We start from the raw sequence: 24,885 nt of genomic DNA on the forward strand, positions 1-24,885 counted from the left end.
CTGTACGCAGCGACCGGCGTGCCCCGCCCGGGTTTCGATCACTTGCCCCGGACGGGCCAGCAGGTCGGATCGCCCTTGCACCACAGGGTGCGGGTGACGGTGACCGTGACGGTGGGCTGCCCGCCGCCGGGGTGGTACGTGGGCGGCTCGTACGTCGGTCCGGGCGTGGCGGAGCAGTCGCCGAGCCCGCTGACGTGGAACACCTGCCGGCCCCCGACCCTGGCGGTCAGGCTGCCGCGCACACACGCCCCGCCGACGGCCTCGGTGACCCTCCCGGTGACGGTGATCTTCTTCCCGCTCCTGGTCTCGCCCTGGCACTCGACGGAGACGACGGTGGTCTCGGTCGGCGAGGGCGTGCCCGCCTTCCCGTTGTCGCCGTGGTTCCCGGTGCAGTTGAGCCAACTGACGTCCACATGCTGCTGTTTCAGCCTGGCCGTGGCGGTCGTGCCGGTGGTGTAGGCGGCGGAGGAGGAGTTGAGACCGGTCGGCTGACAGCCCACCAGCGCCCCGCCGGCCACGACGACGACCCCCACCGCACCCGCGACCCGCACCCCGCGCGCCCCGCACCCGATCCGCCCGAAAGCCCCCATGCAGGGCAGACTGCCACCGCCCCGCCCCGGGGGGAAGGCGGCATACGGCCACTCACCCGTTCGGAGTGCCGGGCCTTCCCGTCCGGTGCGGCACACGGCGGACGTAGTGTGGCCGGGTGCGCGGTGAACGCAGGCTCAGGCGGCTCGTGCTGCCGGACGGAACGGTGTGGGGGTGGACGGTCCGGCACCGGCACCGGGACGGCGGCCCCTGCCAGGAGGTGCTGACGCTGTACCTGGACGGGACGCCGGTCCGGATCGTGTTCCCGGGCACGGGTGGCGCCTACGGGCACTACGGTCTCGTCTCCGACCGCCGCGGGAACGCCGTCAATCTGCACGAGCCCGGCGTCGTACGGGCGTTCGTGGACGCGGTGCGGCGCCGGGGAGCCTCGGGCGGTGAGGTGGACGGGTGGGCGCTGCTGCCCGGCGTCGTCGTCAGCCTCGCAGCAGCAGCCACTCCTGAAGCTCCACCAGGTTGCCCTCCGGGTCCTTGAGGTGGGCCACGCGCATGCGGTCGGTCATGGGGGCCGGGCCGTGCAGGACGGTGGCGCCGCGGGCGGTGATCTGCGCGCAGTAGGCGTCGAGGTCGTCCACGCGCAGCACCACCAGGGAGCGGTGGCCGTTGACGGTGTCGCTCAGCTCGTCCAGGATCTCGGCCATCATCGCCCGGTCCTGGAGGGCGATGCCGGCGGAACCGGTGTGCGGGCTGAACTTCTCGTACGGGCCCTCGGTCGCGCCGGACTGCGGCTTCAGGCCGAGGACGTCGGCGTAGAAGTGGTAGCAGGCGGCGAAGTCGGTGACCAGGAGCCGGACTTGGGCGAGTTCCACGGTGTCCCCCAGGTGGGTGTCAGGACCAGCGCCCGGTGCGGCCCAGCAGCAGGGCCGCGGCGGCGGTGCCGGCGGTGGACGTGCGCAGGACGGTGGGCCCGAGGACGTACGGCCGCGCACCGGCCTGCGCGAAGAGCGCCAACTCCTCGGGGGAGACGCCTCCTTCGGGGCCGACGACCAGCACGATCTCGCCCTCGGCGGGGAGTTCGGCGGTGGCGAGGCGTTCCTCGCCGCTCTCGTGGAGGACGGCGGCGAAGTCCGCCGTGGCCACGAGCGCGCCCACCTGCTTGGTGGTCGCCGCGTCCGCGACCTCCGGGAAGCGGACCCGGCGGGACTGCTTGCCGGACTCGCGTGCGGTCGCCCGCCACTTGCCGAGCGCCTTCAGGCCGCGCTCGCCCTTCCACTGGGTGATGCAGCGCGACGCCTGCCAGGGCACGATCGCGTCGACGCCGACCTCGGTCATCGTCTCCACGGCGACCTCGCCCCGGTCGCCCTTGGGCAGGGCCTGGACGACGGTGATGCGCGGGGCGGCCGGCGGCTCCTCGTGGACCGACGCCACGTCCACCACGAGCCGGTCCTTGCCCTCGGCCGCCGTGACGACGCCCTCGGCCCAGCGGCCGAGCCCGTCGGTGAGGACCACGTCCTCGCCGGGCCGCAGCCGCTTCACGGAGACGGCGTGCCGCCCCTCGGGTCCGTCGAGCACGAACTCCGGCCCGGCGAGGTCGAGTCGGTCCACCACGAAGACGGGTGCGGTCATCGCGCGTCACCTCCGGCCGACAACGCTGTCCGGGCGGCGGCGAGTTCGGCCGCCAGCACCTCCACCAGCTCTCCGGCGGGCAGCTCCCGGGCGAGCCGGTGGCCCTGGCCCGCGAACAGCGACATGCCCTGCGCGTCCCCGGCCCTGGCGGCGGCCTTGCGCAGCGGCGAGGTCAGATGGTTGACCTCGGGGTAGGCGGCGGGGGCGTACGGGCCGTGCTCGCGCACGAAGCGGTTGACCAGTACGCGCGCCGGGCGGCCCGAGAACGCGCGGGTCAGCTCGGTGCGCGCGTACAGGGGGTTGGTCAGCGCCTGCTTGTGCAGGGCGTGGGCGCCGGACTCGGGGGTGGCGAGGAACGCGGTGCCCAGCTGGGCCGCGCTCGCGCCCGCCGCGAGGACGGCGGCGATCTGACCGCCCCGCATGATGCCGCCGGCGGCGACGACCGGCAGGCTCACGGCCTCCCGGATCTGCGCGACCAGCGACAGCAGTCCGATGCCGGAGCCGTCGTTCTCGGGCAGGTCCCGGTGCGTGCCCTGATGACCGCCGGCCTCCACGCCCTGCGCGATCACCGCGTCCGCCCCGGCCCGCTCGACCGCGCGCGCCTCCTCGGCGGTGGTGGCGGTGACCAGGGTGAGGGTGCCGGCCCGGCGCAGCCGGTCGAGCACGTCCCGGCCGGGCACGCCGAAGTGGAAGGAGACCACCGGCACCGGGTTGTCGAGGAGTACGGCGAGCTTGGCGTCGTAGCCGTCGTCCCGGCCGCTGTCGGGGTCGCCCAGCTCGGTCTCGTACCAGGCTGCCTCGCCGGCCAGCTGATGCGCGTAGACCTCTACGGCGCCCGACTCGGACAGCTCGGGCTGCGGCACGAACACGTTCACGCCGAAGGGACGGCTCGTGAGTCCCCGCAGCTGTTTGATCTCCTGGTACATCCCGTCGGCGGTCTTGTAACCGGCGGCGAGGAACCCGAGGCCACCGGCCTCGGAGACGGCGGCGACGAGCTGCGGGACGGAGACGCCGCCCGCCATGGGGGCCTGCACGATCGGGTGGGGGAAGAGATCGGTCAGTGCGGAGGACATGACCGCATGTTGTCACGTCCTTCGAACAAGTCCGAATCCGGGCTTCCCACGGCATAGGACAGGGGCATACGGGCCCTCCGAGCGCCCCGCACGCCCCTGATCCAGCAGGTCTCAGCGACCGTTGAACGCGTCCTTCAACCGGCTGAACAGACCCTGCTGCCCCGGCCGACTGTGCCCGCCCGGAGGCCACCCCCCGGACCCCCGGCCCACCCGGCAGCTCGCGTCAGCGCCCGTTGAACGCATCTTTCAGCCGCGAGAACAGACCCTGCTGACCCGGCTGGAACTGCCCCTGCGGACGCTCCTCGCCGCGGAGCTTGGCCAGCTCGCGCAGCAGTCGCTCCTGCTCGGGGTCCAGCTTGGTCGGCGTCGTGACCTCGACGTGCACGATGAGGTCACCCCGGCCGCCGCCGCGCAGATGCGTGACGCCGCGGCCGTGCAGCGGGATCGACTGGCCGGACTGGGTGCCGGGCCGGATGTCGACCTCCTCCATGCCGTCCAGGGTCTCCAGCGGCACCTTGGTGCCGAGCGCGGCCGCGGTCATCGGGATCGTGACCGTGCAGTGCAGGTCGTCGCCGCGCCGCTGGAAGGTCGAGTGCGGCAGCTCGTGGATCTCGACGTACAGGTCGCCCGCCGGACCGCCGCCGGGACCGACCTCGCCCTCGCCGGCGAGCTGGATCCGGGTGCCGTTGTCGACACCGGCCGGAATCTTGACCGTCAGCGTGCGCCGGGAGCGGACCCGGCCGTCGCCCGCGCACTCCGGGCACGGGGTCGGCACGACGGTGCCGAAGCCCTGGCACTGGGGGCAGGGGCGGGAGGTCATGACCTGGCCCAGGAAGGACCGGGTGACCTGCGAGACCTCGCCGCGGCCGCGGCACATGTCACACGTCTGGGCGGTCGTACCCGGAGCCGCGCCCTCGCCGTTGCAGGTGTTGCAGACGACCGCCGTGTCGACCTGGATGTCCTTGGTGGTCCCGAAGGCCGCCTCGTCCAGCTCGACCTCGATGCGGATCATCGCGTCCTGGCCGCGCCGGGTGCGCGAGCGCGGCCCGCGCTGCGACGCCGTGCCGAAGAACGCGTCCATGATGTCGGAGAAGTTGCCGAAGCCACCGGCTCCGAAGCCGCCCGCCCCGGCGCCGCCGCTCTGCGAGAGGGGGTCGCCGCCGAGGTCGTAGACCTGCTTCTTCTGCGGGTCCGAGAGCACCTCGTAAGCGGCGTTGATCTCCTTGAACCGCTCCTGGGTCTTCGGATCGGGGTTGACGTCCGGGTGCAGCTCTCGCGCGAGCCGACGGAACGCCTTCTTGATCTCATCCTGCGACGCGTCGCGGCGCACGCCGAGAACGGCGTAGTAGTCCGTGGCCACTTACGACTCCGCCAGGATCTGTCCGACGTACCGTGCCACTGCGCGTACCGCTCCCATCGTTCCCGGGTAGTCCATGCGGGTCGGTCCGACCACGCCGAGCTTGGCAACCGCCTCGCCGCCCGAACCGTAGCCCACCGACACCACTGAGGTGGAGTTGAGTCCCTCGTGGGCGTTCTCGTGGCCGATACGCACGGTCACGCCCGGATCCTTCGCCTCGCCGAGGAGTTTGAGGAGCACGACCTGCTCCTCGAGGGCCTCCAGGACGGGCCGGATCGTGAGGGGAAAGTCATGTCCGAAGCGGGTGAGATTGGCGGTGCCGCCGATCATCAGCCGCTCCTCGTTCTCCTCCACGAGTGTCTCCAGAAGAGTGGAGAGCACTGTGGAGACCGTACCGCGGTCCTCCGGATCGAAGGCGTCCGGAAGGTCCTCGACCAGCGTCGGCACGTCCGTGAACCGGCGCCCCGCGACCCGGCTGTTGAGCCGCGCCCGGAGATCCGCCAGCGAGGCCTCGCCGAACGGGGCCGGGCAGTCGACCATCCGCTGCTCGACCCGGCCGGTGTCCGTGATCAGCACGAGCATCACGCGCGCGGGCGCGAGCGCGAGCAGCTCGACGTGGCGGACGGTGGACCGGGTCAGGGACGGGTACTGCACGACGGCGACCTGCCGCGTGAGCTGCGCGAGCAGCCGTACGGTACGGGCCACGACGTCGTCGAGGTCGACGGCGCCCTCCAGGAAGTTCTGGATGGCCCGCCGCTCCGGAGCCGTCATCGGCTTGACGCCGGCGAGTTTGTCGACGAACAGCCGATAGCCCTTGTCGGTCGGAATCCGCCCGGCGCTGGTGTGCGGCTGCGCGATGAACCCCTCGTCCTCCAGGGCCGCCATGTCGTTGCGGACGGTGGCCGGGGAGACCCCGAGGTTGTGCCGCTCGGTCAGTGCCTTGGAGCCGACCGGCTCCTCGGTCCCGACGTAGTCCTGGACGATCGCGCGCAGCACCTGAAGCCTGCGTTCACTCAGCATGCGCGCGCACCTCCAACACGTCGTCCCCTCGCCCCGCTCGTCCGCCGGGGTCGGCCTCCTGGCACTCTTCCCATACGAGTGCCAGCCCTTTCCCGGCCCCAGTGTACGGCTGTCCGGTACACCCGGGGCAAGGTCGGTGCGCCCGCCACGGTTCGTACGGCTAGCGTCGCGGTATGACCGTGACTTGGGAAGAGCTGGGGTGGGACCGGCTGGCCGCCGGGGTCGGGCGGTGCCGGCTGCCGGGCTGGGACTGCACGGTGGGGCTGGTCCTCGGCGAGGGTACGGCGCTCATGGTGGACGCCGGCTCGAGTCTGGCCGAAGGCGCGCGGCTGCGGGCGCGGGCCGAGGAACTGGCCGGCCGCCGTGTGACCCATCTCGCGCTCACCCACCCCCATTTCGACCACGTCCTCGGGGCGCCGGCGTTCGCCGGGGCGCGGGTGTACGCGGCGGTGGGGGTGGACGCGGTGTTCGCCCACGAGCGTGAGGAGCTGCGTCTGGACGCGATCAGGAACGGCCTGCCGGTGGCCGACGCCGACGAGGCGGCGGACGCGCTGGTCCCGCCCACCCACCTGGTGTCGGGCGAGTGGACCCTGGACCTGGGCGCCGGCCGCCAGGTCCTGCTGGCCAACGTGGGCCCCGGCCACACGGCGAACGACCTGGCGGTCCTGGTCCCGGGCGACCGTGAGGTGGTCTTCTGCGGCGACCTGGTCGAGGAGTCCGGCGAACCCCAGGCGGGCCCGGACGCGGTCCCGTCCCGCTGGCCCGCCGCTCTCGACCGGCTGCTCGCCCTGGGCGGCGAGGACGCTCTGTACGTGCCGGGTCACGGAGCGGTGGTGGACGCCGGCTTCGTCCGCGGGCAGCGCGATCGGCTGGCGGCCCGCTTCGGCGTGTCGTAGGCGCTGGTCCGCGACTTCTCCTATCGTCACTCGAATGCGCCAGTACTCCGCCGATCTGACCCCGCCGTGGAAGAAGTCCCCGCCCGTGCCGGAGGTGGCGGCGGAGCCGGGGCTGGTGGTGGAGGAGCCCGGCACCGGGTTCTGCGGGGCGGTGATCCGCTGCGAGGCGGGCACGGTGACCCTGGAGGACCGCTTCGGCAAGCATCGCGTCTTCCCGCTGGAGCCACGCGGCTTCCTGCTGGAGGGGCGGGTGGTGACGCTGGTGAGGCCTTCCGCCGCTCCGGTACGACCGACCCGCACCGCCTCCGGTTCCGTCGCCGTCCCCGGCGCCCGCGCCCGCGTGGCCCGGGCCGGCCGTATCTACGTCGAGGGCCGGCACGACGCCGAACTGGTCGAGAAGGTCTGGGGCGACGACCTGCGCGTCGAGGGCGTGGTGGTGGAGTACCTGGAGGGCGTGGACGATCTGCCGTCGATCGTCGCGGACTTCGCGCCGGGACCGGACGCGCGGTTGGGGGTGCTCGTGGACCACCTGGTGCCGGGCACGAAGGAGTGGCGGATCGCCGAGTCGGTGACGAGCGAACACGCGCTGGTCGTCGGCCACCCGTACATCGACATCTGGGAGGCGGTGAAGCCGTCGTCCCTGGGGATCGCGGGGTGGCCCAGGGTCCCGCACGGCCAGGACTGGAAGACGGGCGTGTGCCGCGCCCTGGGCTGGCCTTCTGAGAACACCAGCGCGGTGTGGCAGGCGATCCTGAAGCGGGTGGGCTCCTACAAGGACCTGGAGCCGGAGCTGCTGGGCAGGGTGGAGGAGCTGATCGACTTCGTCACGGGTAGCGGTGGGGCCTGACGTTGGGGAGCGTTCCGAACTCGCTGGTGTCCAGTTCGAGTCCCAGAACGTCCAACGGAACGGGATCGCCGAATTTGATGATCTCCTGACTCAGGTAGTCGGCATCCTCGCCCTCGCCCGCGGGCTTCGTCAGCAGGACACAGTGCCTCATGATCGGGTCGAGGATGAGGTAGGCGGGGATCTTCCCGCCGGCGTAGATCGAGCGCTTGATCACGTAGTCCTGATGGACGCTGGACTTGGAGACGACCTCCACGACCATCGCGACCAGTTTGGAGGGCAGCAGACGGCCCGAGTCGGGAAGGGCGTCTCGCGCCACGACCACCAGATCCGGTACCGGCTCACTGGCCTCCTCCAGGATGTTCACGTCCTGGGTCTGAAGGCGAGACCAGCGCTGTCGCGGGATCTGGTCCTGCACATCGGCAACGATCATGTTGTGCACGATGTCAGGGCTGGCCATCATCACGATTACCCCCCGGAGAAGCTCCATCTTGACGCCCTCAGGAGGCTCAAGCTCCTCGAAGATCTTCACCATGCCGGTGGTCATCGGTCGGTCGTCCACAGCGGTCATCTCCGCAGCCCTCCGGTTCCCGCCACCGTGCAATTACGGCGGCAGCCTACGAACCAGGTTAGGGACCGAACCGGAGTTCCGGGGCGAATCACTCGCCGGAGTGATCAGTCCACCAGATCCCGCACCACCGCGTCCGCCAGCAACCGCCCCCGCAGCGTCAGCACGGCCCGCCCCTCCTCGTACGGCCCCTCCTCGAGCAGCCCCTCGCCCAGCGCCCGCCGGGATGCCGCCAGTCCCTCCTCCTTCAGCAGGGACAGCGGTACGCCCTCGCGCAGGCGCAGCTCCAGGAGGATGCGCTCGACCCGCCGGTCCTCGTCGGAGAGCAGTTCGCGCCCGGCGCCCGGTGAGCGGCCGGAGGCCAGGGCCGTCGCGTACGCCCCCGGATGCTTGACGTTCCACCAGCGCACGCCGCCTACGTGGGAGTGCGCCCCCGGGCCCGCGCCCCACCAGTCGGCGCCGCGCCAGTACAGCTCGTTGTGCAGGCAGCGGCCGGCGTCCGAGGTGGCCCAGTTGGAGACCTCGTACCAGTCGAAGCCCGCCGCGGACAGCAGTTCCTCGGCGATCAGGTAGCGGTCGGCGTGGACGTCGTCGTCGGTCATCGGGATCTCGCCCCGGCGGATCCGGCGGGCCAGCTGCGTGCCCTCCTCGACGATCAGCGCGTAGGCGCTGATGTGGTCCGGGCCCGCGCCCAGCGCCGCCCGCAGCGACGCCCGCCAGTCGTCGTCGCCCTCGCCCGGCGTGCCGTAGATCAGGTCGAGGTTGACGTGCTCGAAGCCCGCCGCCCTCGCCTCCGCCACACAGGCCTCGGGACGGCCGGGGGTGTGGGTCCGGTCCAGGATCCTCAGCACGTGCTGCTTCGCGCTCTGCATGCCGAAGGAGATCCGGTTGAAGCCGCCCTCCCGGAGGGTCGCGAGGTACGCGGGGTCGACCGACTCCGGGTTCGCCTCCGTCGTCACCTCCGCGTCCGGCGCCAGGCCGAACTCGTCGCGGATCGCGCCCAGCATCCGGACGAGATCGTCGGCGGCCAGCAGCGTCGGCGTACCGCCTCCGACGAAGACCGTGCGAACCTCGCGCGGGTCGTCGCCGAGGACCTTGCGGGCGAGGCGGATCTCGTCGGTCAGCGTCTGAGCGTAGTTGTCGCGGGAGGCCAGCACCCCGCCCGTGCCGCGCAGCTCGGTCGCGGTGTAGGTGTTGAAGTCGCAGTAGCCGCAGCGGGTCGCGCAGTACGGCACGTGCAGGTAGAAGCCGAGCGGGCGGTCTGCGGCCCCGGCGAGCGCGGACGCGGGCAGCGCACCGTCGGCGGGGACGGGCTCGCCGTCGGGGAGTGCGGAAGGCATGTCCCCATTGTCCAGCACCCCGGGCGTCACTCCGCCTGGAGGACGAGCAGCGCCAGATCGTCCTCGGGCTGGCCGCCGCCGAAGTCGTGCACCAGACCGCGGATCGTCTCCGCGATCAGCTCGGCGTTCAGGCCCGCGCAGCCGGACAGGGCGCGGGCGAGTCCGTCGCCGTCGTCGAACTGGCGGGAGCCGGAGCGCCGCTCGGTCACCCCGTCGGTGACGCACAGCAGGCTGTCGCCGGGCCGCAGGTCGAGGGTCTCGCTGGTGTAGGTCTCGTCCTCGATCACGCCGAGCAGCGTCTGCGGGCGGGCCGCCGTACGCACCGTGCCGTCGGGGCACAGGACGAGCGGCAGCGGGTGGCCGGCGGAGGCGAGCGTGCAGCGGACCCCGCCCGCGTGCGGTGTCAGCTCGCCGTAGAGGAGGGAGAGGAATCGTGTCTGCGGGCCGTCCCCGGTGGCCACGGGACGGCCGCCCGCCGCGACCAGGGCGCGGGCGGCGGCGTCGGCGGCCTCGGTGGCGTCGTCCAGGAGGAGCTGGTTGAGGCGGTCGAGGACGTCGGCGACCCGGTAGCCCTCGCGGGCGAGCAGGCGCAGCCAGGGCCGGGCGAGGCCGATCACGACGGCCGCCTCGGGGCCCTTGCCCTGGACGTCGCCGATGGCGAAGCACCAGCGGCCGTCGCCCGCCGGGAACAGGTCGTAGAAGTCGCCGCTGGGTCCGCCCTTGTCGCACGGCTCGTACACGAGCGCGCTGCTCATCCCGGGGATCTGGGCGACCGCGCCGGGCAGCAGACCGCGCTGGAGGACGGCGCTGATGGTGGCCTGGCGGGCGTACTGACGGGCCGCGCCGATGGCGAGCGCCACCCGGCGGCCCAGGTCCTCCACGAGCCCGGTGACCTCGTCGGGGAAGGCGGCGGGGCCGCACCGGCCGATGACCAGCGTGCCGAGCGGCCGGCCGCCCGCGATCAGCCGGTACGCCAGCGCCGTGCCCTCGGCGCCGCGCGGGCCGAGCGCGTCGCCGGGCCAGGGGTACGGCTCGGGGCCCGAGCGCAGTCCCTCGCGCGGAGCGGGCGGCTCCTTCTCCAGGGTGCGGTGCAGCTCCTCGACGAGGCCCTCGCAGGTGTGCCAGACCCGGGCGGGTCCGCCGCCGGCGCCGCCGCGCGCGCTCGCCTCGTCCTCCAGCCACACCGCGCACCAGTCGGCGAGCCGGGGCACGATGAGCTGGCCGGTGAGCGCGGTGACCAGGGTCTCGTCCAGCTGCCCGGCGAGCAGGTCGGAGGCCTCGGCGAGGAAGGACAGCGCGCCCCGGCCGAGCCACTCGCCCTCGCCGCCGGCCCGCAGCGGCTGCGGGGCCAGCTCCTCGGCGACCGCGAGGGCGGCGCCCGGGGCCGGTCCGTCCGGCTCGCCGACGCCGCCCGGGGGCAGCCGCGCCCAGACGGTCTTGGCGCCGACGCGGTAGGTGACGCCCCAGGACTCGGCGAGCGTGGCGACCAGCCGCAGCCCGCGCCCGTACTCGACGGCGTCGTACGGCGCCTCGCCGCCGAGGGGGTCGCGCGGGGCGCGCGAGGGGTGCCGGTCGCACACCTCCACGGTGAACGCGCCGGTCTCCTCCAGCCACCACTCGACCTCGACGTCCGTACCGGCGTGCACGACGGCGTTGGTCACCAGCTCGCTGACGACGGCCATGGCGTCGTCGGCGAGCCGGGGCGCCACGCCCGGCTCGTCGGCGAGCGCGGCCCGCACCAGCGACCGCGCCGCCCCGGGCGCCAGGGCGCTCCCGGGCAGCGCCGCCCGCCCCCGTGCCTCCCTGGCCCGTGGCTCGCTCTCCCGCTGCGTGGGTATGGCCGCCATGTCCATGCGGCCAGGGTGACAGACAGGGGGTGATCGGAAGCGCTCAGTTATCGAAGTGGCCAGAAGATAGCGACTTTTGAACGGCCGTGACTATCGCGCTACTTCTCCCTCGTCCCGGCGTACATCTCGTCGATGAGGTGCCTGTACTCCCGCTCCACGACGGGCCGCTTGAGCTTCAGGCTCGGCGTGATCTCGCCGTGCTCCACGTCGAGGTCCCGGGGCAGCAGCCGGAACTTCTTGATCGTCTGCCACTTCTGCAGCCCCGCGTTGAGCTCCCGCACGTACCCGTCGACCATCTCGACGGTCTGCGGCGCGGCCACGACGTCGGCGTACGACCGTCCCTCCAGGCCGTTCTCCTTCGCCCAGTCCAGGATCGCGATCTCGTCGAGGGCGATGAGGGCGGTGCAGTAGTTCCGGTCGGCGCCGTGCACCAGGATGTTGGAGACGTACGGGCACACGCCCTTGAACTGGCCCTCGACCTCGGCCGGGGCGACGTACTTGCCGCCGGAGGTCTTGATGAGGTCCTTCTTGCGGTCGGTGATGCGCAGGTAGCCGTCGGGGGACAGCTCGCCGATGTCGCCGGTGTGGAACCAGCCGTCGGACTCCAGCACCTCGGAGGTCTTGTCGGGCAGCTTGTGGTAGCCCTGCATGATGCCGGGGCCGCGCAGCAGGATCTCGCCGTCCTCGGCGATGCGGACCTCCGTGCCGGGCAGCGGCTTGCCGACCGTGCCGGTGCGGTAGGCCTCGCCGGGGTTGACGAAGGAAGCCGCGGAGGACTCGGTGAGGCCGTAGCCCTCCAGGATGTGAATGCCGGCGCCGGCGAAGAAGTAGCCGATCTCGGGCGCGAGCGCGGAGGCGCCGGAGACACAGGCGCGCAGCCGGCCGCCGAAGGCCTCGCGGAGCTTGGCGTAGACGAGGGTGTCGGCGACCTTGTGCTTGGCGGCGAGGCCGAAGGGTGCCGCGTGGGTGCCGGTGCGGCGGAAGTTGTCCTGGGTGACCTTGGCGTACTCGCGGGAGACCTCGGCGGCCCACTGGAAGATCTTGTACTTGGCCGGGCCGCCCTCGCGGGCCTTGGCGGCGACGCCGTTGTAGACCTTCTCGAAGATGCGCGGCACGGCCGCCATGTACGTCGGCTGCACCACCGGAAGGTTCTCGATGATCTTGTCGACGCGGCCGTCCACGGCGGTGACGTGCCCGACCTCGATCTGCCCGGAGGTGAGCACCTTGCCGAAGACGTGCGCGAGCGGCAGCCACAGGTACTGCACGTCGTCGATGGTGACCAGGCCGGTCGCGGCGATCGCCTTCGCCATGTACGACCAGTTGTCGTGCGGCAGGCGCACGCCCTTGGGGCGGCCGGTGGTGCCGGAGGTGTAGATGAGGGTGGCGAGCTGGTCCTTGGCGATCGCGCCGACCCGCTCCTTGATCAGCTCGGGGTGCTCCTCCAGGTAGGCGGCGCCGCGCAGCTCCAGCTCGGCGAGGGTGGTCACCCAGTCGTCCGTCTCGACGCCGGCCGGGTCGATGACGACGACCTTGGTCAGCTCGGGCAGCTCGGCACGCTTCTCGACGGCCTTGGCGACCTGCGCCGCGTCCTCGGCGATGAGCACCCGGCTCTCGGAGTCGGAGAGGATGAAGGCCGACTCGTCGGCGTTGGTCTGCGGGTAGATCGTGGTCGTCGCACCGCCCGCGCACAGGATGCCGAGGTCGGACAGGATCCACTCGACGCGGGTCGAGGCCGCGAGTGCCACCCGCTGCTCGGGCTGGAGGCCCAGCTCGATGAGCCCGGCCGCGATCGCGTACACCCGCTCGGCCGCCTGCGCCCAGCTCAGCGACTTCCAGTCGTCGGGCCCCTGGCCCGAGGACGGCGGCACGGGGTAGCGGTAGGCCTCGGCGTCCGGTGTGGCGGTGACGCGTTCCAGGAAGAGGGACGCCACGGACGGCGGTCGGTTCTCGATCAGGGTCTGTGTGTCGCTCACGACATCCTCCGGGGCCCGCGACGGTGCGGCTGGCTCAGTGCGGCTGGGGTGACTCACGGGTGGGGTCCGTGCGGTGGCCGCACGGTTGTTTAACTCGTGAGTAACTATCGAGCAGGGATCAGAGTAAGCCGCGACCGGCCGCTGCGTAAGGGGCATCGGGCTGTCTGTTTCCCCGCGCGTTCCACGCAGAGCGACGTTACGCACGCGTAGGGGCCCGCCGCACTTTCGTACGACGAGCCCCTTCATGCCCGGTTTGCGGACGTAACCCGTTGTTACCCGTGGTTACTTCTTGCCCTTGGCCGACCCCGCGCTGTCATCGCTGGACAGGACGGCGATGAAGGCTTCCTGCGGAACCTCCACGGAACCCACCATCTTCATCCGCTTCTTGCCTTCCTTCTGCTTCTCCAGCAGCTTCCGCTTACGGGAGATGTCACCGCCGTAGCACTTGGCGAGGACGTCCTTGCGGATGGCGCGGATGGTCTCGCGGGCGATCACCCGGGAGCCGATGGCGGCCTGCACCGGCACCTCGAAGCTCTGCCGCGGGATCAGCTCCTTGAGCTTGGCGACGAGCCGCACGCCGTAGGCGTACGCCTGGTCCTTGTGGGTGATCGCCGAGAAGGCGTCCACCTTGTCGCCGTGCAGCAGGATGTCGACCTTGACCAGGGAGCTGGTCTGCTCGCCCGTGGGCTCGTAGTCCAGGGAGGCGTAGCCGCGCGTCTTGGACTTCAGCTGGTCGAAGAAGTCGAAGACGATCTCCGCGAGCGGGAGGGTGTAGCGGATCTCGACGCGGTCCTCGGAGAGGTAGTCCATGCCGAGCAGGGTGCCGCGCCGGGTCTGGCACAGCTCCATGATCGCGCCGATGAACTCGGTCGGCGCGAGGATCGTCGCCCGCACGACCGGCTCGAAGACCTCGTCGATCTTCCCCTCGGGGAACTCGCTCGGGTTGGTGACGACGTGCTCGCTGCCGTCCTCCATGTTCACGCGGTAGACCACGTTGGGGGCGGTGGCGATCAGGTCGAGGCCGAACTCGCGCTCCAGCCGCTCCCGGATCACGTCCAGGTGCAGCAGGCCGAGGAAGCCGACGCGGAAGCCGAAGCCGAGGGCCGCGGAGGTCTCCGGCTCGTAGACCAGCGCGGCGTCGTTGAGCTGGAGCTTGTCCAGCGCCTCGCGCAGCTCGGGGTAGTCGGAGCCGTCCAGCGGATACAGACCGGAGAAGACCATCGGCTTCGGGTCCTTGTAGCCGCCGAGGGCTTCCGTGGCCCCCTTCTGCTGGCTGGTGACGGTGTCGCCGACCTTGGACTGGCGGACGTCCTTCACACCGGTGATGAGGTAACCCACCTCGCCGACGCCCAGGCCGTCGGCCGGCAGCATCTCGGGCGAGTTGACGCCGATCTCCAGCAGCTCGTGGGTGGCGCCGGTGGACATCATCCTGATCCGCTCACGCTTGTTGAGCTGACCGTCGATGACACGCACGTACGTCACGACACCGCGGTAGGAGTCGTAGACCGAGTCGAAGATCATCGCGCGGGCGGGGGCGTCGGCGACGCCGACCGGGGCCGGGATCTCCTTGACGACCTTGTCCAGCAGCGCGTCCACGCCGAGGCCGGTCTTGGCGGAGACCTTCAGCACGTCGGACGGGTCGCAGCCGACCAGGTTCGCCAGCTCCTCGGCGAACTTCTCCGGCTGGGCGGCCGGCAGGTCGATCTTGTTCAGCACGGGAATGATCGTGAGGTCGTTCTCCATCGCCAGGTAGAGGTTGGCGAGGGTCTGGGCCTCGATGCCCTGGGCGGCGTCGACGAGGAGGATGGTCCCCTCGCAGGCGGCCAGCGACCGCGAGACCTCATAGGTGAAGTCGACGTGCCCCGGGGTGTCGATCATGTTGAGGATGTGGGTCGTGCCCTGATCGGGGCCCTCGGTGGGGGCCCAGGGCAGACGCACCGCCTGGGACTTGATCGTGATGCCGCGCTCGCGCTCGATGTCCATCCGGTCGAGGTACTGAGCACGCATCTGCCGCTGCTCGACCACACCGGTCAGCTGGAGCATCCGGTCGGCGAGCGTGGACTTGCCGTGGTCGATGTGCGCGATGATGCAGAAATTGCGGATCAGCGCCGGGGCGGTACGGCTCGGCTCGGGCACATGCTTAGGGGTCGCGGGCACGCAGGGTCCTGTCTCTTGAGGCGCCTTATGCCTCGGGTCGGATCGATACGTAGTCTCCATGGTCCCACGGAGAGCGACCGGGGACCGTTTTGGGCTGTCGGCAGAGCCGCTGGTACTGTAGATGGCTGTGCCTCATGCCCTCTCAGCGCGAGGCACGTCCGAGAAATTTTGGATCACCGGTACGGGACCCGAGCGGCCCCGCACCAGAACCTGAAAAGGCTCCTTCGTGGCGAACATCAAGTCCCAGATCAAGCGGATCAAGACCAACGAGAAGGCGCGGCTGCGCAACAAGGCCGTCAAGTCCTCCCTGAAGACCGCGATCCGCAAGGCCCGTGAGGCCGCTGCCGCGGGTGACGTCGAGAAGGCCACCGAGCTCCAGCGCGCCGCTGCGCGCGCGCTCGACAAGGCCGTCTCGAAGGGCGTCATCCACAAGAACCAGGCTGCCAACAAGAAGTCGGCGCTCGCTTCCAAGGTCGCGACCCTCAAGGGCTGAACCTCCTTTTGATCTGACCGCCGGAAGGACCCAGAGCGGGCCCTCTCTCATCCGCTCCCGTCCGGCGCCCACGGATTCGCACGCGGCCTGCGTTCGCCACGCGGGTGCGAATCCAGCAGCTTCAGTCGCAGACCCCGGTATCTCTCCCTTCCCCAGGGCGGATGCCGGGGTTTTCGGTGTCCGGGTGCGGCCTACCCGCGCCCGCGCGAGCGAGCGGCCCGGGCGACAGTCACGACCGCCTTCTCCAGCGCGTACTCCGGATCATCGCCCCCGCCCTTCACTCCGGCGTCCGCCTCGGCGACAGCGCGGAGCGCCACCGCGACACCGTCCGGCGTCCACCCCCGCATCTGCTGCCGCACCCGGTCGATCTTCCACGGCGGCATTCCCAGCTCACGGGCCAGGTCGGCCGGCCGCCCGCCCCGCGCGGACGACAGCTTCCCGATGGCCCGCACGCCCTGGGCCAGGGCGCTGGTGATCATCACCGGCGCCACCCCCGTGGCCAGCGACCAGCGCAGCGCCTCCAGCGCCTCCGCAGTACGCCCCTCCACGGCCCGGTCGGCGACCGTGAAGCTGGAGGCCTCGGCCCGGCCGGTGTAGTACCGCCCGACGACCGCCTCGTCGATCGTCCCCTCCACGTCGGCGACCAACTGCGACACCGCCGAGGCCAGCTCGCGCAGATCGCTGCCGATGGCGTCGCAGAGCGTCTGGCACGCCTCGGGCGTCGCCGAGCGCCCCGCAGCGCGGAACTCCTGCCGTACGAAGGCCAGCCGGTCCGCCGGCTTGGTCATCTTCGGGCAGGCCACCTCCCGCGCCCCCACCTTGCGCGCGGCGTCCAGCAGGCCCTTGCCCTTGGCCCCGCCCGCATGCAGCAGCACGAGGGTGATCTCCTCGGCGGGCGAGCCGAGATACGCCTTGACGTCCTTGACCGTGTCGGCCGAAAGGTCCTGTGCGTTGCGTACGACCACGACTTTGCGCTCGGCGAAGAGCGAGGGACTGGTCAGCTCGGCGAGCGTGCCGGGCTGCAACTGGTCCGGGGTGAGGTCGCGTACGTCCGTGTCGGCGTCGGCGGCCCTGGCGGCGGCCACCACCTCCTGCACGGCACGGTCGAGCAGGAGGTCCTCCTGGCCCACGGCAAGCGTCACCGGGGCGAGAGGGTCGTCATTCGCAGTCTTCCTGGCCATCGCCTACAGCATCCCACGCGGCACTGACAACGAGTCCGCCCGCGCACCCCGAGCGGTCCCTGAACCGACCCGGAGCCCGCCTCGGGGGCCCGGCTCAGGGGTCTACTGGCTCGGGGACCGGAACCGGGGACCGGAACCGGGGACCGGAACCGGGGACCGGAACCGGGGACCGGATTCAGGGGGGGGAGAGATTCGGGAGGCCAGATTCGGGAGGCAGGCTCGCGAGGTCAGGGCTCCTCGCGCCAGCCGTCCCACTCCCCGGCGAACGCGTCCAGTTCGGCAGGGTCCAGCCGCCCGCCCTCGTCGCGCAGGACCAGCAGCCACTGCGCGTCCTCGGCGTCGTCCTCGCCGGCCAGCGCGTCCCGGACCAGTTGGGGCTCCTCGGCCAGGCCGAACCGCTCCCCGAGCGCCTCGGCCGCCTCCTCGGCGGCATCCCGGTCGGGCAGCACCAGCACATGTCTCACATCGCTCACCCGCCCATTCTCCGGCACGCGGCAAGCCACGAACCGCCAGGTCGGCCCTCGACCGCGCCCCGGTCAGCCCTTGGCCACGAGCTGCACGTCGAGGTCGACCCGGACGCTGGATCCGACCACCGCGATGCCCCGCGCCAGCATGGACTGCCAGTTGACCGTGAAGTCGTCCCGGTGCAGTTCGGTGGTGGCCCGGCAGGCGGCCCGCACCTCGCCCTCCATGCCGTTGCCGAGGCCGAGGTACTCGGTGTCGAGCGTGACCGTGCGCGTCACCCCGTGCAGCGACAGCGCGCCGGTGACCGCCCACCGGCTGCCGCCCTTGTGCACGAACCGTTCGCTGTAGAACTCCAGGGTCGGGAACCGCTGCACGTCGAGGAAGTCCGCCGACCGCAGATGGTCGTCCCGCATCCGCACCCCCGTGTCGATGGAGGCGGCGTCGATCACGACGTGCATCGCCGACCGCTCCACCCGCTCGCCGATCCGCACCGCCCCGGCGAAGGAGGTGAACTGCCCGTGGATCCGGGCCAGTCCGATGTGCCGCGCGGTGAAGCCGATCGAGGAGTGCATGGTCTCGATCTCCCAGTCGCCCGGCGCGGGCGGCTCCGGCGGATGGGACACCTGGAGGGTCACGTCGCCCAGCGAGGCGAGGGAGTTCTCGCCGACCAGCGCGGTGGCCCGGTAAGGGGTGTACCCCTCGGCCGACAGCGCGAGCCGGTACTCCCCCGCCGGCACCGTCGCCATGAACGTCCCGTAGGGGTCCGTGCCGCCGTACACGACCTTGCGGCCCATGGTGTCGCTGACCGTGAACTCGGCGCCCGCGACCGGCTCGTGGACCGGATCGACCACCCGGCAGCTGAGCACCCCGGCGCCCGGCGGTGTCCGCACCGCCGCCAGGGGACTCGTCCGATCCTTCTGGTCCGTCCGGTTACCCAGCCAGCGGCCGAACATCTACGACACCCCTGTACGCCTCGACATCACCTGCTGCCGAAGACCCATTCGATCACCGATGCGGCTTTCGGGGCAACACGGGATCACATCGCGGGAATCCGCAGCATCCGCCGGAACTGATCCGAATTAGGGGGCCGGATTCCGGTTTCGCACAGCCGGAACACAGCTCAGCTCGATCCCGAACCACTCCCGGTACGCCGCCAGCACCTCCTCGTCCGTCCCCAACTCCCTTGTCTCGCGCGCACCGTCCGCGTCCGTCGTGGTCAGCGTCCGCCCGCCGAGCGTGATCCGCCCTCCGTCGTCCGCGACCCGTGAGCAGACCAGCGATCCGGTGAAGTGCGACAGCGGCGAGGTGCTGTGCCACCACGCACCCGCCCTGAAGTCCGCGAGCACCCGGGGCCGCGTCTCCAGCCGGTACTGCGGCACCCCGTCCCGCACGACGTCCAGGTCCGGCTCCCCGGACCCCGCCGGGCCGTCGCCGCGCATCCCCGCCGCGTCCGGTGCCGCCCGCGCGATGCGGAACACCCCGGCCGGGTCGGCCTGCTCCCCGCGCTCGGCGAACCGCAACGGGTAGTGGCTGTTCGCCCCGAACCCGACGTCGGCGAGCCTGCTGTCCCCCTCTGCCGTCCGCACCCGCAGCGCGAGATGGTCGTACGGGACACCGAGCCGCCCCTCGTCCCCGTACACCCGCGCCGCGAGCAACTCGACCTCGTAGCCGAGGGCGGCGAGCAACGCACCGAAGGCGCCGTTCAGTTCGTAGCAGAAGCCGCCCCGGGCCGCCCCGACCAGCTTGTCCAGCAGCCGTTCCTCCTCCAGCACGATCTCCTCGCCGAGGTGGACGGAGAGATTCTCGAAGGGGACGGTCCGCAGATGGCACAGATGCAGCTCGCGCAGCGCCTCGCCGGTGGGACGCTGCGGGCGCCCGGCCCCGATCCGGCGGAGGTAGGCGTCGACCTGGCGTGAGTTCATGCGCTCAGTCTCTCGTCACCCGCACCTCACCGCCCGGCCCTCCCGTCCCGGCGACCGCGAGGGCGCCGTCCCGGTCGGTGCGCAGCACCAGCGCGCCGCCCGCCCGCAGCGCGGCCAGGGTCGCCGGTGCCGGATGGCCGTACGGGTTGCCGGCCCCGGCGGAGATCAGGGCAACCCGGGGCGCCGCGAGCCGGATCAGGTCCGGGTCCTGGTAGGCCGAGCCGTGATGGGCCACCTTGAGCACGTCCACACGGGCCAGCTCCGCCGCCCGCGGGGACCGCAACAGCGCCTGCTGGGCGGGGGGTTCGAGGTCACCGAGCAGCAGCAGACGCAGCCCGCCCGAGCGGACCAGCATCGCCACGCTGGCGTCGTTCGGCCCGTCCGGCACCGGCTCCGGGCCGGCGAGCGTGCCCGGCCGTCCGGGGACCCCCGGCTCCGGCGGCGTGCCGCCGCTCGGCGGGGGCCAGAGCACCCGCCAGGCGAGCGGACCGGTGCGCCGCTCCTCCCCGGCCACGGCCCGCGTGAGCGGGATGTGCCGTCTTGCCGCCTCCTTCCTGACGAACTCGGCCTGGTCGGCGGGCTCTTCCAGGCCGGTGGTCTCGATCGCGGCCACCGTGCGGCCCCGCAGCACGCCGGTCAGTCCGGCGACGTGGTCCGCGTGGAAGTGGGTCAGGACGAGCAACGGGATCCGCGTGATGCCCAGCTGCCGCAGACAGCGGTCCACCGGCACCGGATCCGGTCCGGCGTCCACGACCACCCCGGCGCCGTCCCCCGCCGCCAGTACCGTCGCGTCGCCCTGTCCGACATCGCACATCGCGAACCGCCAGCCGGGCGGCGGCCAGCCCGTGAGCACCCGGGTCAGCGGTGCCGGCCGGACCACCGCCAGCAGGAGCAGCAGCGCGAGCAGCCCGCACCACCACGGGTGCCGTGACAACCGCCGCCCGGCCAGGACGACGCCCACGGTGACGGCCGCGAGCGCCAGCGCCCCCGCCCAGCTCCCCGGCCAGTCCACACCCGCGCCGGGCAGCGAAGCCCCGGTCCGGGCGACCCCGGCGATCCATCCCGCGGGCCAACTCGCGCACCACGCCAGCGCCGTGGCCACCGGCATCACCACGGGTGCCGTCACCAGCGCCGCGAACCCCAGCACGGTCGCCGGTGCCACCGCCGCCTCGGCCAGCAGATTGCACGGCACCGCCACCAGGCTCACCCGGGCCGACAGCACCGCCACGACCGGCGCGCACACCGCCTGCGCGGCGGCGGCCGCCGCCAGCGCCTCCGCGAGCCTCGCCGGCACCCCGCGCCGGTGCAGCGCCTCTCCCCAGCCCGGTGCCAGCACGAGCAGCGCGCCGGTGGCCAGCACGGAGAGCAGGAAGCCGTAGCTCCGGGCCAGCCACGGGTCGTGGAGCACCAGCAGCAGGACGGCCGTGGCCAGTGCCGGGACCAGGGATCTGCGGCGCCCGGTGGCCAGCGCGACCAGCGCGAGCGTGCCGCAGGCGGCGGCGCGCAGCACACTGGGGTCGGGGCGGCACACGACCACGAAGCCCAGGGTGAGCACCCCGGCGGCGAGCGCGGTCGCGCGCAGCGAGAGCCCCAGGCGCGGGGCCAGGCCACGGCGTTCGGCCCGCTGGGCCAGCCCGGGCGGCCCGATGAGCAGCGCGAGCAGCACGGTGAGGTTGCTGCCGGACACGGCGAGCGTGTGCGCCAGGTCGGTCTCCTTGAACGCCTCGTCCAGCTCGGGGGTGATCCGCGTGGTGTCCCCGACGACCAGCCCGGGCAGCAGCGCCCGCGCGTCCTCCGGCAGGCCGTCCGTCGCCTCCCGCAGCCCTGCTCTGAGCCGGCCCGCCAGCCGCTGCGGCCCACTGGGCCCCGCGACGATCCGCGGCCCCGGCCGGCCGCGCACCCGCAGCACGGCCGCGGTCCGGTCGCCGTCCGTCAGCGGGGGCGCCAGCCGTCCGCCCAGTCGGAGCCGCGTGGACGGCAGCAACCCGAGCCATGCGGCCCGCGCCTGCTGCGCCCGCCGGGCGGCGACCGCCGGTGCCGCCCCGGAAGCCCCGCTCCCTGCCCCGCCCCCGTCCGCCGCATCACTCCTCCCTCGGGCGCTCCCCTCGGGTGCCGGGACGTCGGCGTCGACGACCAGCAGCACCGGGCTCCGGGTCCGCACCCGGGTCCCGTCGCTCCGCTCGACGCCGCGCACCTCCGCGCGCGCCAGCACCGCCAGGGGTGCCGTGTGATCGCCGCGCACCTTCGGCCGGCTGAGCCAGGGGTCGCCGCTCACCTCGATCTCGGCGGTCACGGTCGCGAACCGCCGGGCCAGCTCGGGCACCGGCCCGCGCCGCGCGTCGGCCCCGTGCAGCCCGGCGGAGACGGCGGCCGCGGCCATACAGAGCAGCACGGCGGCGACCGAGGCCCGGGCCCACGCGAACCGCCTCGGCAGCAGCACACCGCCTACCCCGCGGAACCACAGCAGCGCGGCCCCGCCCACCAGGCAGACCCCTGCCGCCGCGAGGGTCCAGCTCACCGGTGTGTCCAGCGTCAGGGCCGCCGTGGCCCAGGCCGCGAGCGCGGGCGGCACGAGGCGCAGGTCCAGGGGCCCTCCCCGGTCGTCGCGTGAGCTCCCCCGCGCCTCGCGCGACGCCTCCCGCCTCTCTGGTCCACGGCTCGCGGCGGTCCCGGGCGGTCCGGTGCCGGTCGCGCGGCTCATGGCCGTACCAGCTCGCGCAGGTCGCTGAAGCGGCGGTCGCCGATGCCGTTGACCTGGCGCAGTTCGTCCACCGAGCGGAAACCGCCGTGCTGGGTGCGGTAGTCGACGATGTGCCGGGCCAGCACCGGGCCGACGCCGGGCAGGGCGTCGAGCTGGTCCGCCGTGGCCGTGTTGAGGGAGACCGGGGCCGAGGGGACCGTGCCCGCCGCCGCGGAGGCCGCCCCGCCCGCCGGACCGGACGGCACCGCCGCCCCGGCGGGCACGCCGACGACGACCTGTTCGCCGTCGACCAGGAAGCGGGCCCGGTTGAGCCCCTCGACGCTCACGCCCGGACGGACCCCGCCGGCGGCCCGCAGCGCGTCTGCCACCCGGGAGCCGGCCGGCAGCCGCCGGATCCCCGGTTCCCGCACCTTGCCGCTGACGTCCACGACGATCTCCCCAGTCGGCGCCCCCGAGGCACCCGCGCCCACCCCCGCACTCGCCCCGCCGCCCCCACCGGCCTTCGCGTCCTGCCCCTGTCCCTCTCCCCTCTTGCCGTACGGCGCCTCGGCACGCACCACCTGAGGGGCTTTCAGGGACTCGGCCCGCCCGGCCCAGAAGTGCTGGACGGCGAGCACGGCGGCGACCGCGAGCAGCACCGTGAGCGCGACGACGCCCCGCCGCTCCACCCCGCACCGCGTCTGCAACCACACCGGCATCCGCTCCCGCACCGCCAGCCCCACCCGCTCCCGCACACCGGGACCGGAGGGGCCGGCGGGGCCCGCAGGTGGCGGCGGCTCCAACCGGCGTGCGGAATCGGCTGGTTCGGGATCGAGCGTCGCGGTGGCAGGCGCCCGCTCCTGCCCCCGCTCCTCCCCCTGCGGCGGTCCGTGGTCCAACTCCAGTCGCCGCACCGCTCGTTCGCCGAAGAGGAGTTCCGCTCGACGGCGCAGTTCGTCCCCCGGCGCCGACGGACGGCGGCCGGCGCGACGGTGATACCGGACCCGCCCGTCCGACGCGGGCCCGCGGCCGGGTCCACTGCTCGCAGCGGTGATGCGTGTGCGTGATCGAAGTGCCATGCGACGAGGATGGAACATCTCGCCGAATCGCGATGATCTTGGTCAATTCCCGGGTATTACCGCCCGGTTGTGGAAAACTCCGCCACCCGCACGAGTGAGACGGGAGACCCGCGCACCCGGGTCAGCGGGGCGAGACCACCGCTCCCAGCAGCCCCGGCCCGGTGTGCGCCCCGATCACCGCTCCGACCTCGCTGACATGCAGGTCGGCCAGGCCCGGCACCCGTGCCCGGAGCCGGTCGGCGAGGGCGGCGGCGCGCTCGGGGGCGGCGAGGTGATGGACGGCGATGTCGACGTCGGCGTCGCCTGCCCGCTCGGCGGTCAGCTCCTCCAGGCGCGCGATGGCCTTGGACGCCGTACGGACCTTCTCCAGCAGCTCGATACGGCCACCGTCCAGCTGGAGCAGGGGTTTGACGGCGAGCGCGGAGCCGAGGAGGGCCTGGGCGGCTCCGATGCGGCCGCCGCGGCGCAGATAGTCGAGGGTGTCGACGTAGAAGTAGGCGGACGTGCCCGCGGCGCGCTTCTCCGCGGCCGTGACGGCCTCGTCCACCGTGCCGCCGGCCTCCGCGGTCTCGGCCGCGGAGAGCGCGCAGAAGCCCAGGGCCATGGCGACCATGCCGGTGTCCACCACCCGCACCGGCACTGGCGCTTCACGCGCCGCGAGGACCGCCGCGTCGTAGGTGCCGGACAGTTCGGCGGACAGGTGCAGCGAGACGATGCCGTCGGCGCCGGACTCCGCCACCCTGCGGTAGGTCTCCGCGAAGACTTCGGGGCTCGGCCGGGACGTCGTGACGGGGCGGCGCTTCTGCAGCGCCTGGGCGAGCGAGCGGGTCGAGATCTCCGTGCCCTCTTCGAGCGCCTCGTCGCCGAGGACCACGGTCAGGGGTACCGCCGTGATGCCGTGACGCTCCATCGTCCGGGGCGGCAGGTAGGCCGTTGAATCGGTGACGATCGCGACATGGCGGGACATGAGCTGGAGGTTACCTGCCGTAGCGCGCACGCGGCAGCCCGGCCCCCGTCGACGGGAACGCGCCGCTCCGCTCAGGCCGTGCTCTCCGGGCGGGGCTTCTTCTGCCAGGGGTGGGCGGGGCGGGGTGCCGGCGGGGTGATCGCCTGCGGAGCCGGTGGGTCCTCGGCGGGACGGGAGCCCGGGGCCCAGGACTGGGTGTGCTGAGCGGCCGGGTCCCCGGCGTCGGAGGCGTCGGGCCACGGCGAAGCCGGCTGGGCCGGCCCGGCCGGCGTCCAGTGGCGCAGGGCGTCCGCCTCGAGGTCGATCTGGTCGCTGAGGGCGTCGAGATCGTCGTCGGAGAAGCGGTGGGCGCGGTCGCGCACGGCCCGGCGCAGGGAGTCCGCGGACTTGGTGATCCGCTCGGTACGGCCGCGCAGCTCGGCCAGCCGCTCTGTGACCTCGGCCCGGTCGGGCTCGGTCTCCAGGCGCCTGAGGTCGGCGTCCAGCTGATGTCCGTGGGCGCTGAGCCGCTCGAAGAGGGCGAAGGACTCCTTCAGGGACTCGTCCTCGGCGGAACCCGTGCGCAGCGCGTCCTGGGTGGCGCGCATCGACGTGCGCAGCGTCAGCCTCAGCTGCGCGATCTCGGCGGTGGGGCCGACCTGGACGAAGGACTTCGCGCGCAGGGTGTGGTCCTCGACCGTGCGCCGAGCCTGCTCGATCGTGCGGTCCACGCCGCGCTTGGCGGCACCGATCGCCTTCACCGTGGCGTACGCGCCCAGGCCGACGAACAGCAGGAAGAGAAGGGCGAAGACGGCGATCACTGCTTCCACGACGCTCCTCCTCCGGCCGGCGCGGCACTCGCCGCCGCGCTC

At 72.8% G+C, this 24,885-nt stretch carries 23 protein-coding genes; 4 read left to right on the forward strand and 19 right to left on the reverse strand.

What is annotated here, in order from left to right:
- Window positions 1-38 precede the first annotated feature (38 nt).
- The gene (locus tag BIV23_RS33295; RefSeq protein WP_071384719.1) at window positions 39-590 is read right to left on the reverse strand and encodes a hypothetical protein; all 552 of its coding nucleotides are present in this window, start codon (window positions 588-590) and stop codon (window positions 39-41) included.
- Between the two features lie 116 nt (window positions 591-706).
- Between BIV23_RS33295 and BIV23_RS47265 the strand changes: the two genes are divergently transcribed.
- Window positions 707-1,081: a hypothetical protein gene (locus tag BIV23_RS47265; RefSeq protein ID WP_245790770.1), complete on the forward strand. Its 375-nt coding sequence runs from the start codon at window positions 707-709 to the stop codon at window positions 1,079-1,081.
- On the opposite strand, the gene BIV23_RS33300 is transcribed toward BIV23_RS47265, so the two are convergent.
- The 5 genes from BIV23_RS33300 to hrcA form a co-directional block, all read right to left on the reverse strand.
- Window positions 1,023-1,415: a VOC family protein gene (locus tag BIV23_RS33300; protein ID WP_071384720.1), complete on the reverse strand. Its 393-nt coding sequence runs from the start codon at window positions 1,413-1,415 to the stop codon at window positions 1,023-1,025. The two genes, BIV23_RS47265 and BIV23_RS33300, sit on opposite strands and share 59 nt — an antisense overlap.
- Before the next feature lie 19 nt (window positions 1,416-1,434).
- The gene (locus BIV23_RS33305) at window positions 1,435-2,172 is read right to left on the reverse strand and encodes a 16S rRNA (uracil(1498)-N(3))-methyltransferase (protein WP_071384721.1); all 738 of its coding nucleotides are present in this window, start codon (window positions 2,170-2,172) and stop codon (window positions 1,435-1,437) included.
- Window positions 2,169-3,245, reverse strand: a complete 1,077-nt coding sequence (locus BIV23_RS33310; RefSeq protein WP_071384722.1) for a nitronate monooxygenase — start codon at window positions 3,243-3,245, stop codon at window positions 2,169-2,171. The genes BIV23_RS33305 and BIV23_RS33310 overlap by 4 nt, the downstream gene beginning before the upstream one ends.
- 223 nt (window positions 3,246-3,468) lie before the next feature.
- Window positions 3,469-4,605 carry a molecular chaperone DnaJ gene (gene dnaJ / locus BIV23_RS33315; protein ID WP_071371028.1) on the reverse strand — a complete coding sequence of 379 codons (1,137 nt, stop codon included), beginning with the start codon at window positions 4,603-4,605 and terminating at the stop codon, window positions 3,469-3,471.
- Complete coding sequence (gene hrcA / locus BIV23_RS33320; RefSeq protein WP_071371027.1) at window positions 4,606-5,622, reverse strand: heat-inducible transcriptional repressor HrcA; 1,017 nt, start codon at window positions 5,620-5,622, stop codon at window positions 4,606-4,608.
- A 173-nt stretch (window positions 5,623-5,795) separates the two neighbouring features.
- Here hrcA and BIV23_RS33325 point away from each other — a divergent pair, with 173 nt between their 5' ends.
- Window positions 5,796-6,518 carry an MBL fold metallo-hydrolase gene (locus tag BIV23_RS33325; RefSeq protein WP_071384723.1) on the forward strand — a complete coding sequence of 241 codons (723 nt, stop codon included), beginning with the start codon at window positions 5,796-5,798 and terminating at the stop codon, window positions 6,516-6,518.
- Window positions 6,519-6,552: 34 nt separating this feature from the next.
- The gene (locus tag BIV23_RS33330) at window positions 6,553-7,365 is read left to right on the forward strand and encodes a DUF3097 domain-containing protein (protein ID WP_071384724.1); all 813 of its coding nucleotides are present in this window, start codon (window positions 6,553-6,555) and stop codon (window positions 7,363-7,365) included.
- On the opposite strand, the gene BIV23_RS33335 is transcribed toward BIV23_RS33330, so the two are convergent.
- The 5 genes from BIV23_RS33335 to lepA form a co-directional block, all read right to left on the reverse strand.
- A complete protein-coding gene (locus BIV23_RS33335; protein WP_071384725.1) occupies window positions 7,343-7,933 on the reverse strand; it encodes a Uma2 family endonuclease in 591 nt (196 codons plus the stop codon). The genes BIV23_RS33330 and BIV23_RS33335 overlap by 23 nt on opposite strands.
- A 104-nt stretch (window positions 7,934-8,037) precedes the next feature.
- On the reverse strand, window positions 8,038-9,270 hold the full coding sequence (gene hemW, locus BIV23_RS33340; RefSeq protein ID WP_071384726.1) for a radical SAM family heme chaperone HemW: 1,233 nt from the start codon (window positions 9,268-9,270) through the stop codon (window positions 8,038-8,040).
- Window positions 9,271-9,296: 26 nt separating this feature from the next.
- Complete coding sequence (locus BIV23_RS33345; RefSeq protein ID WP_177240136.1) at window positions 9,297-11,117, reverse strand: SpoIIE family protein phosphatase; 1,821 nt, start codon at window positions 11,115-11,117, stop codon at window positions 9,297-9,299.
- A gap of 98 nt (window positions 11,118-11,215) precedes the next feature.
- A complete protein-coding gene (locus tag BIV23_RS33350) occupies window positions 11,216-13,090 on the reverse strand; it encodes an AMP-dependent synthetase/ligase (protein ID WP_071384728.1) in 1,875 nt (624 codons plus the stop codon).
- Window positions 13,091-13,372: 282 nt separating this feature from the next.
- Entirely contained in the window at window positions 13,373-15,247 is a 1,875-nt protein-coding gene (gene lepA / locus BIV23_RS33355) for a translation elongation factor 4 (protein WP_071384729.1), read from the reverse strand.
- 226 nt (window positions 15,248-15,473) lie between these two features.
- Here lepA and rpsT point away from each other — a divergent pair, with 226 nt between their 5' ends.
- Window positions 15,474-15,740 carry a 30S ribosomal protein S20 gene (gene rpsT, locus BIV23_RS33360; RefSeq protein ID WP_061922887.1) on the forward strand — a complete coding sequence of 89 codons (267 nt, stop codon included), beginning with the start codon at window positions 15,474-15,476 and terminating at the stop codon, window positions 15,738-15,740.
- A gap of 191 nt (window positions 15,741-15,931) precedes the next feature.
- Here the strand turns inward: rpsT and holA are convergent, their stop codons facing one another.
- The 8 genes from holA to BIV23_RS33400 all read right to left on the reverse strand — a co-directional run bounded on the left by holA (window position 15,932) and on the right by BIV23_RS33400 (window position 24,843).
- Window positions 15,932-16,921 (reverse strand): DNA polymerase III subunit delta, encoded by a 990-nt coding sequence (gene holA / locus BIV23_RS33365; protein WP_071384730.1) that lies wholly within the window; start codon window positions 16,919-16,921, stop codon window positions 15,932-15,934.
- A 227-nt stretch (window positions 16,922-17,148) separates the two neighbouring features.
- Window positions 17,149-17,394, reverse strand: a complete 246-nt coding sequence (locus BIV23_RS33370; RefSeq protein ID WP_071384731.1) for a hypothetical protein — start codon at window positions 17,392-17,394, stop codon at window positions 17,149-17,151.
- Between the two features lie 63 nt (window positions 17,395-17,457).
- Window positions 17,458-18,339, reverse strand: coding sequence for a YceI family protein (locus tag BIV23_RS33375; protein ID WP_071384732.1), 882 nt, complete (start codon window positions 18,337-18,339; stop codon window positions 17,458-17,460).
- A 126-nt stretch (window positions 18,340-18,465) separates the two neighbouring features.
- Window positions 18,466-19,308: an arylamine N-acetyltransferase family protein gene (locus BIV23_RS33380; protein ID WP_071384733.1), complete on the reverse strand. Its 843-nt coding sequence runs from the start codon at window positions 19,306-19,308 to the stop codon at window positions 18,466-18,468.
- 4 nt (window positions 19,309-19,312) lie between these two features.
- On the reverse strand, window positions 19,313-22,009 hold the full coding sequence (locus tag BIV23_RS33385) for a ComEC/Rec2 family competence protein (protein ID WP_079173572.1): 2,697 nt from the start codon (window positions 22,007-22,009) through the stop codon (window positions 19,313-19,315).
- The gene (locus BIV23_RS33390; RefSeq protein WP_071384734.1) at window positions 22,006-23,067 is read right to left on the reverse strand and encodes a ComEA family DNA-binding protein; all 1,062 of its coding nucleotides are present in this window, start codon (window positions 23,065-23,067) and stop codon (window positions 22,006-22,008) included. The genes BIV23_RS33385 and BIV23_RS33390 overlap by 4 nt, the downstream gene beginning before the upstream one ends.
- A gap of 121 nt (window positions 23,068-23,188) precedes the next feature.
- Complete coding sequence (locus tag BIV23_RS33395) at window positions 23,189-24,034, reverse strand: DegV family protein (protein ID WP_071384735.1); 846 nt, start codon at window positions 24,032-24,034, stop codon at window positions 23,189-23,191.
- Window positions 24,035-24,105: 71 nt separating this feature from the next.
- Window positions 24,106-24,843 (reverse strand): hypothetical protein, encoded by a 738-nt coding sequence (locus BIV23_RS33400; protein WP_071384736.1) that lies wholly within the window; start codon window positions 24,841-24,843, stop codon window positions 24,106-24,108.
- Window positions 24,844-24,885: the final 42 nt, after the last annotated feature.

Source organism: Streptomyces monashensis (genome assembly GCF_001866665.1).
Classification (GTDB): Bacteria; Actinomycetota; Actinomycetes; order Streptomycetales; family Streptomycetaceae; genus Streptomyces; species Streptomyces monashensis.

What these genes read in the sequence shown, in the direction of transcription:
- BIV23_RS33295 (WP_071384719.1), bottom strand. Translation starts at nt 590, where the DNA reads ATGGGGGCTTTCGGGCGGATCGGGTGCGGGGCGCGCGGGGTGCGGGTC.
- BIV23_RS33305 (WP_071384721.1), bottom strand. Translation starts at nt 2,172, where the DNA reads ATGACCGCACCCGTCTTCGTGGTGGACCGACTCGACCTCGCCGGGCCG.
- BIV23_RS33310 (WP_071384722.1), bottom strand. Translation starts at nt 3,245, where the DNA reads ATGTCCTCCGCACTGACCGATCTCTTCCCCCACCCGATCGTGCAGGCC.
- hrcA (WP_071371027.1), bottom strand. Translation starts at nt 5,622, where the DNA reads ATGCTGAGTGAACGCAGGCTTCAGGTGCTGCGCGCGATCGTCCAGGAC.
- BIV23_RS33325 (WP_071384723.1), top strand. Translation starts at nt 5,796, where the DNA reads ATGACCGTGACTTGGGAAGAGCTGGGGTGGGACCGGCTGGCCGCCGGG.
- BIV23_RS33330 (WP_071384724.1), top strand. Translation starts at nt 6,553, where the DNA reads ATGCGCCAGTACTCCGCCGATCTGACCCCGCCGTGGAAGAAGTCCCCG.
- BIV23_RS33335 (WP_071384725.1), bottom strand. Translation starts at nt 7,933, where the DNA reads ATGACCGCTGTGGACGACCGACCGATGACCACCGGCATGGTGAAGATC.
- hemW (WP_071384726.1), bottom strand. Translation starts at nt 9,270, where the DNA reads ATGCCTTCCGCACTCCCCGACGGCGAGCCCGTCCCCGCCGACGGTGCG.
- BIV23_RS33345 (WP_177240136.1), bottom strand. Translation starts at nt 11,117, where the DNA reads ATGGCGGCCATACCCACGCAGCGGGAGAGCGAGCCACGGGCCAGGGAG.
- holA (WP_071384730.1), bottom strand. Translation starts at nt 16,921, where the DNA reads ATGGCCAGGAAGACTGCGAATGACGACCCTCTCGCCCCGGTGACGCTT.
- BIV23_RS33375 (WP_071384732.1), bottom strand. Translation starts at nt 18,339, where the DNA reads ATGTTCGGCCGCTGGCTGGGTAACCGGACGGACCAGAAGGATCGGACG.
- BIV23_RS33380 (WP_071384733.1), bottom strand. Translation starts at nt 19,308, where the DNA reads ATGAACTCACGCCAGGTCGACGCCTACCTCCGCCGGATCGGGGCCGGG.
- BIV23_RS33385 (WP_079173572.1), bottom strand. Translation starts at nt 22,009, where the DNA reads ATGAGCCGCGCGACCGGCACCGGACCGCCCGGGACCGCCGCGAGCCGT.
- BIV23_RS33390 (WP_071384734.1), bottom strand. Translation starts at nt 23,067, where the DNA reads ATGGCACTTCGATCACGCACACGCATCACCGCTGCGAGCAGTGGACCC.
- BIV23_RS33395 (WP_071384735.1), bottom strand. Translation starts at nt 24,034, where the DNA reads ATGTCCCGCCATGTCGCGATCGTCACCGATTCAACGGCCTACCTGCCG.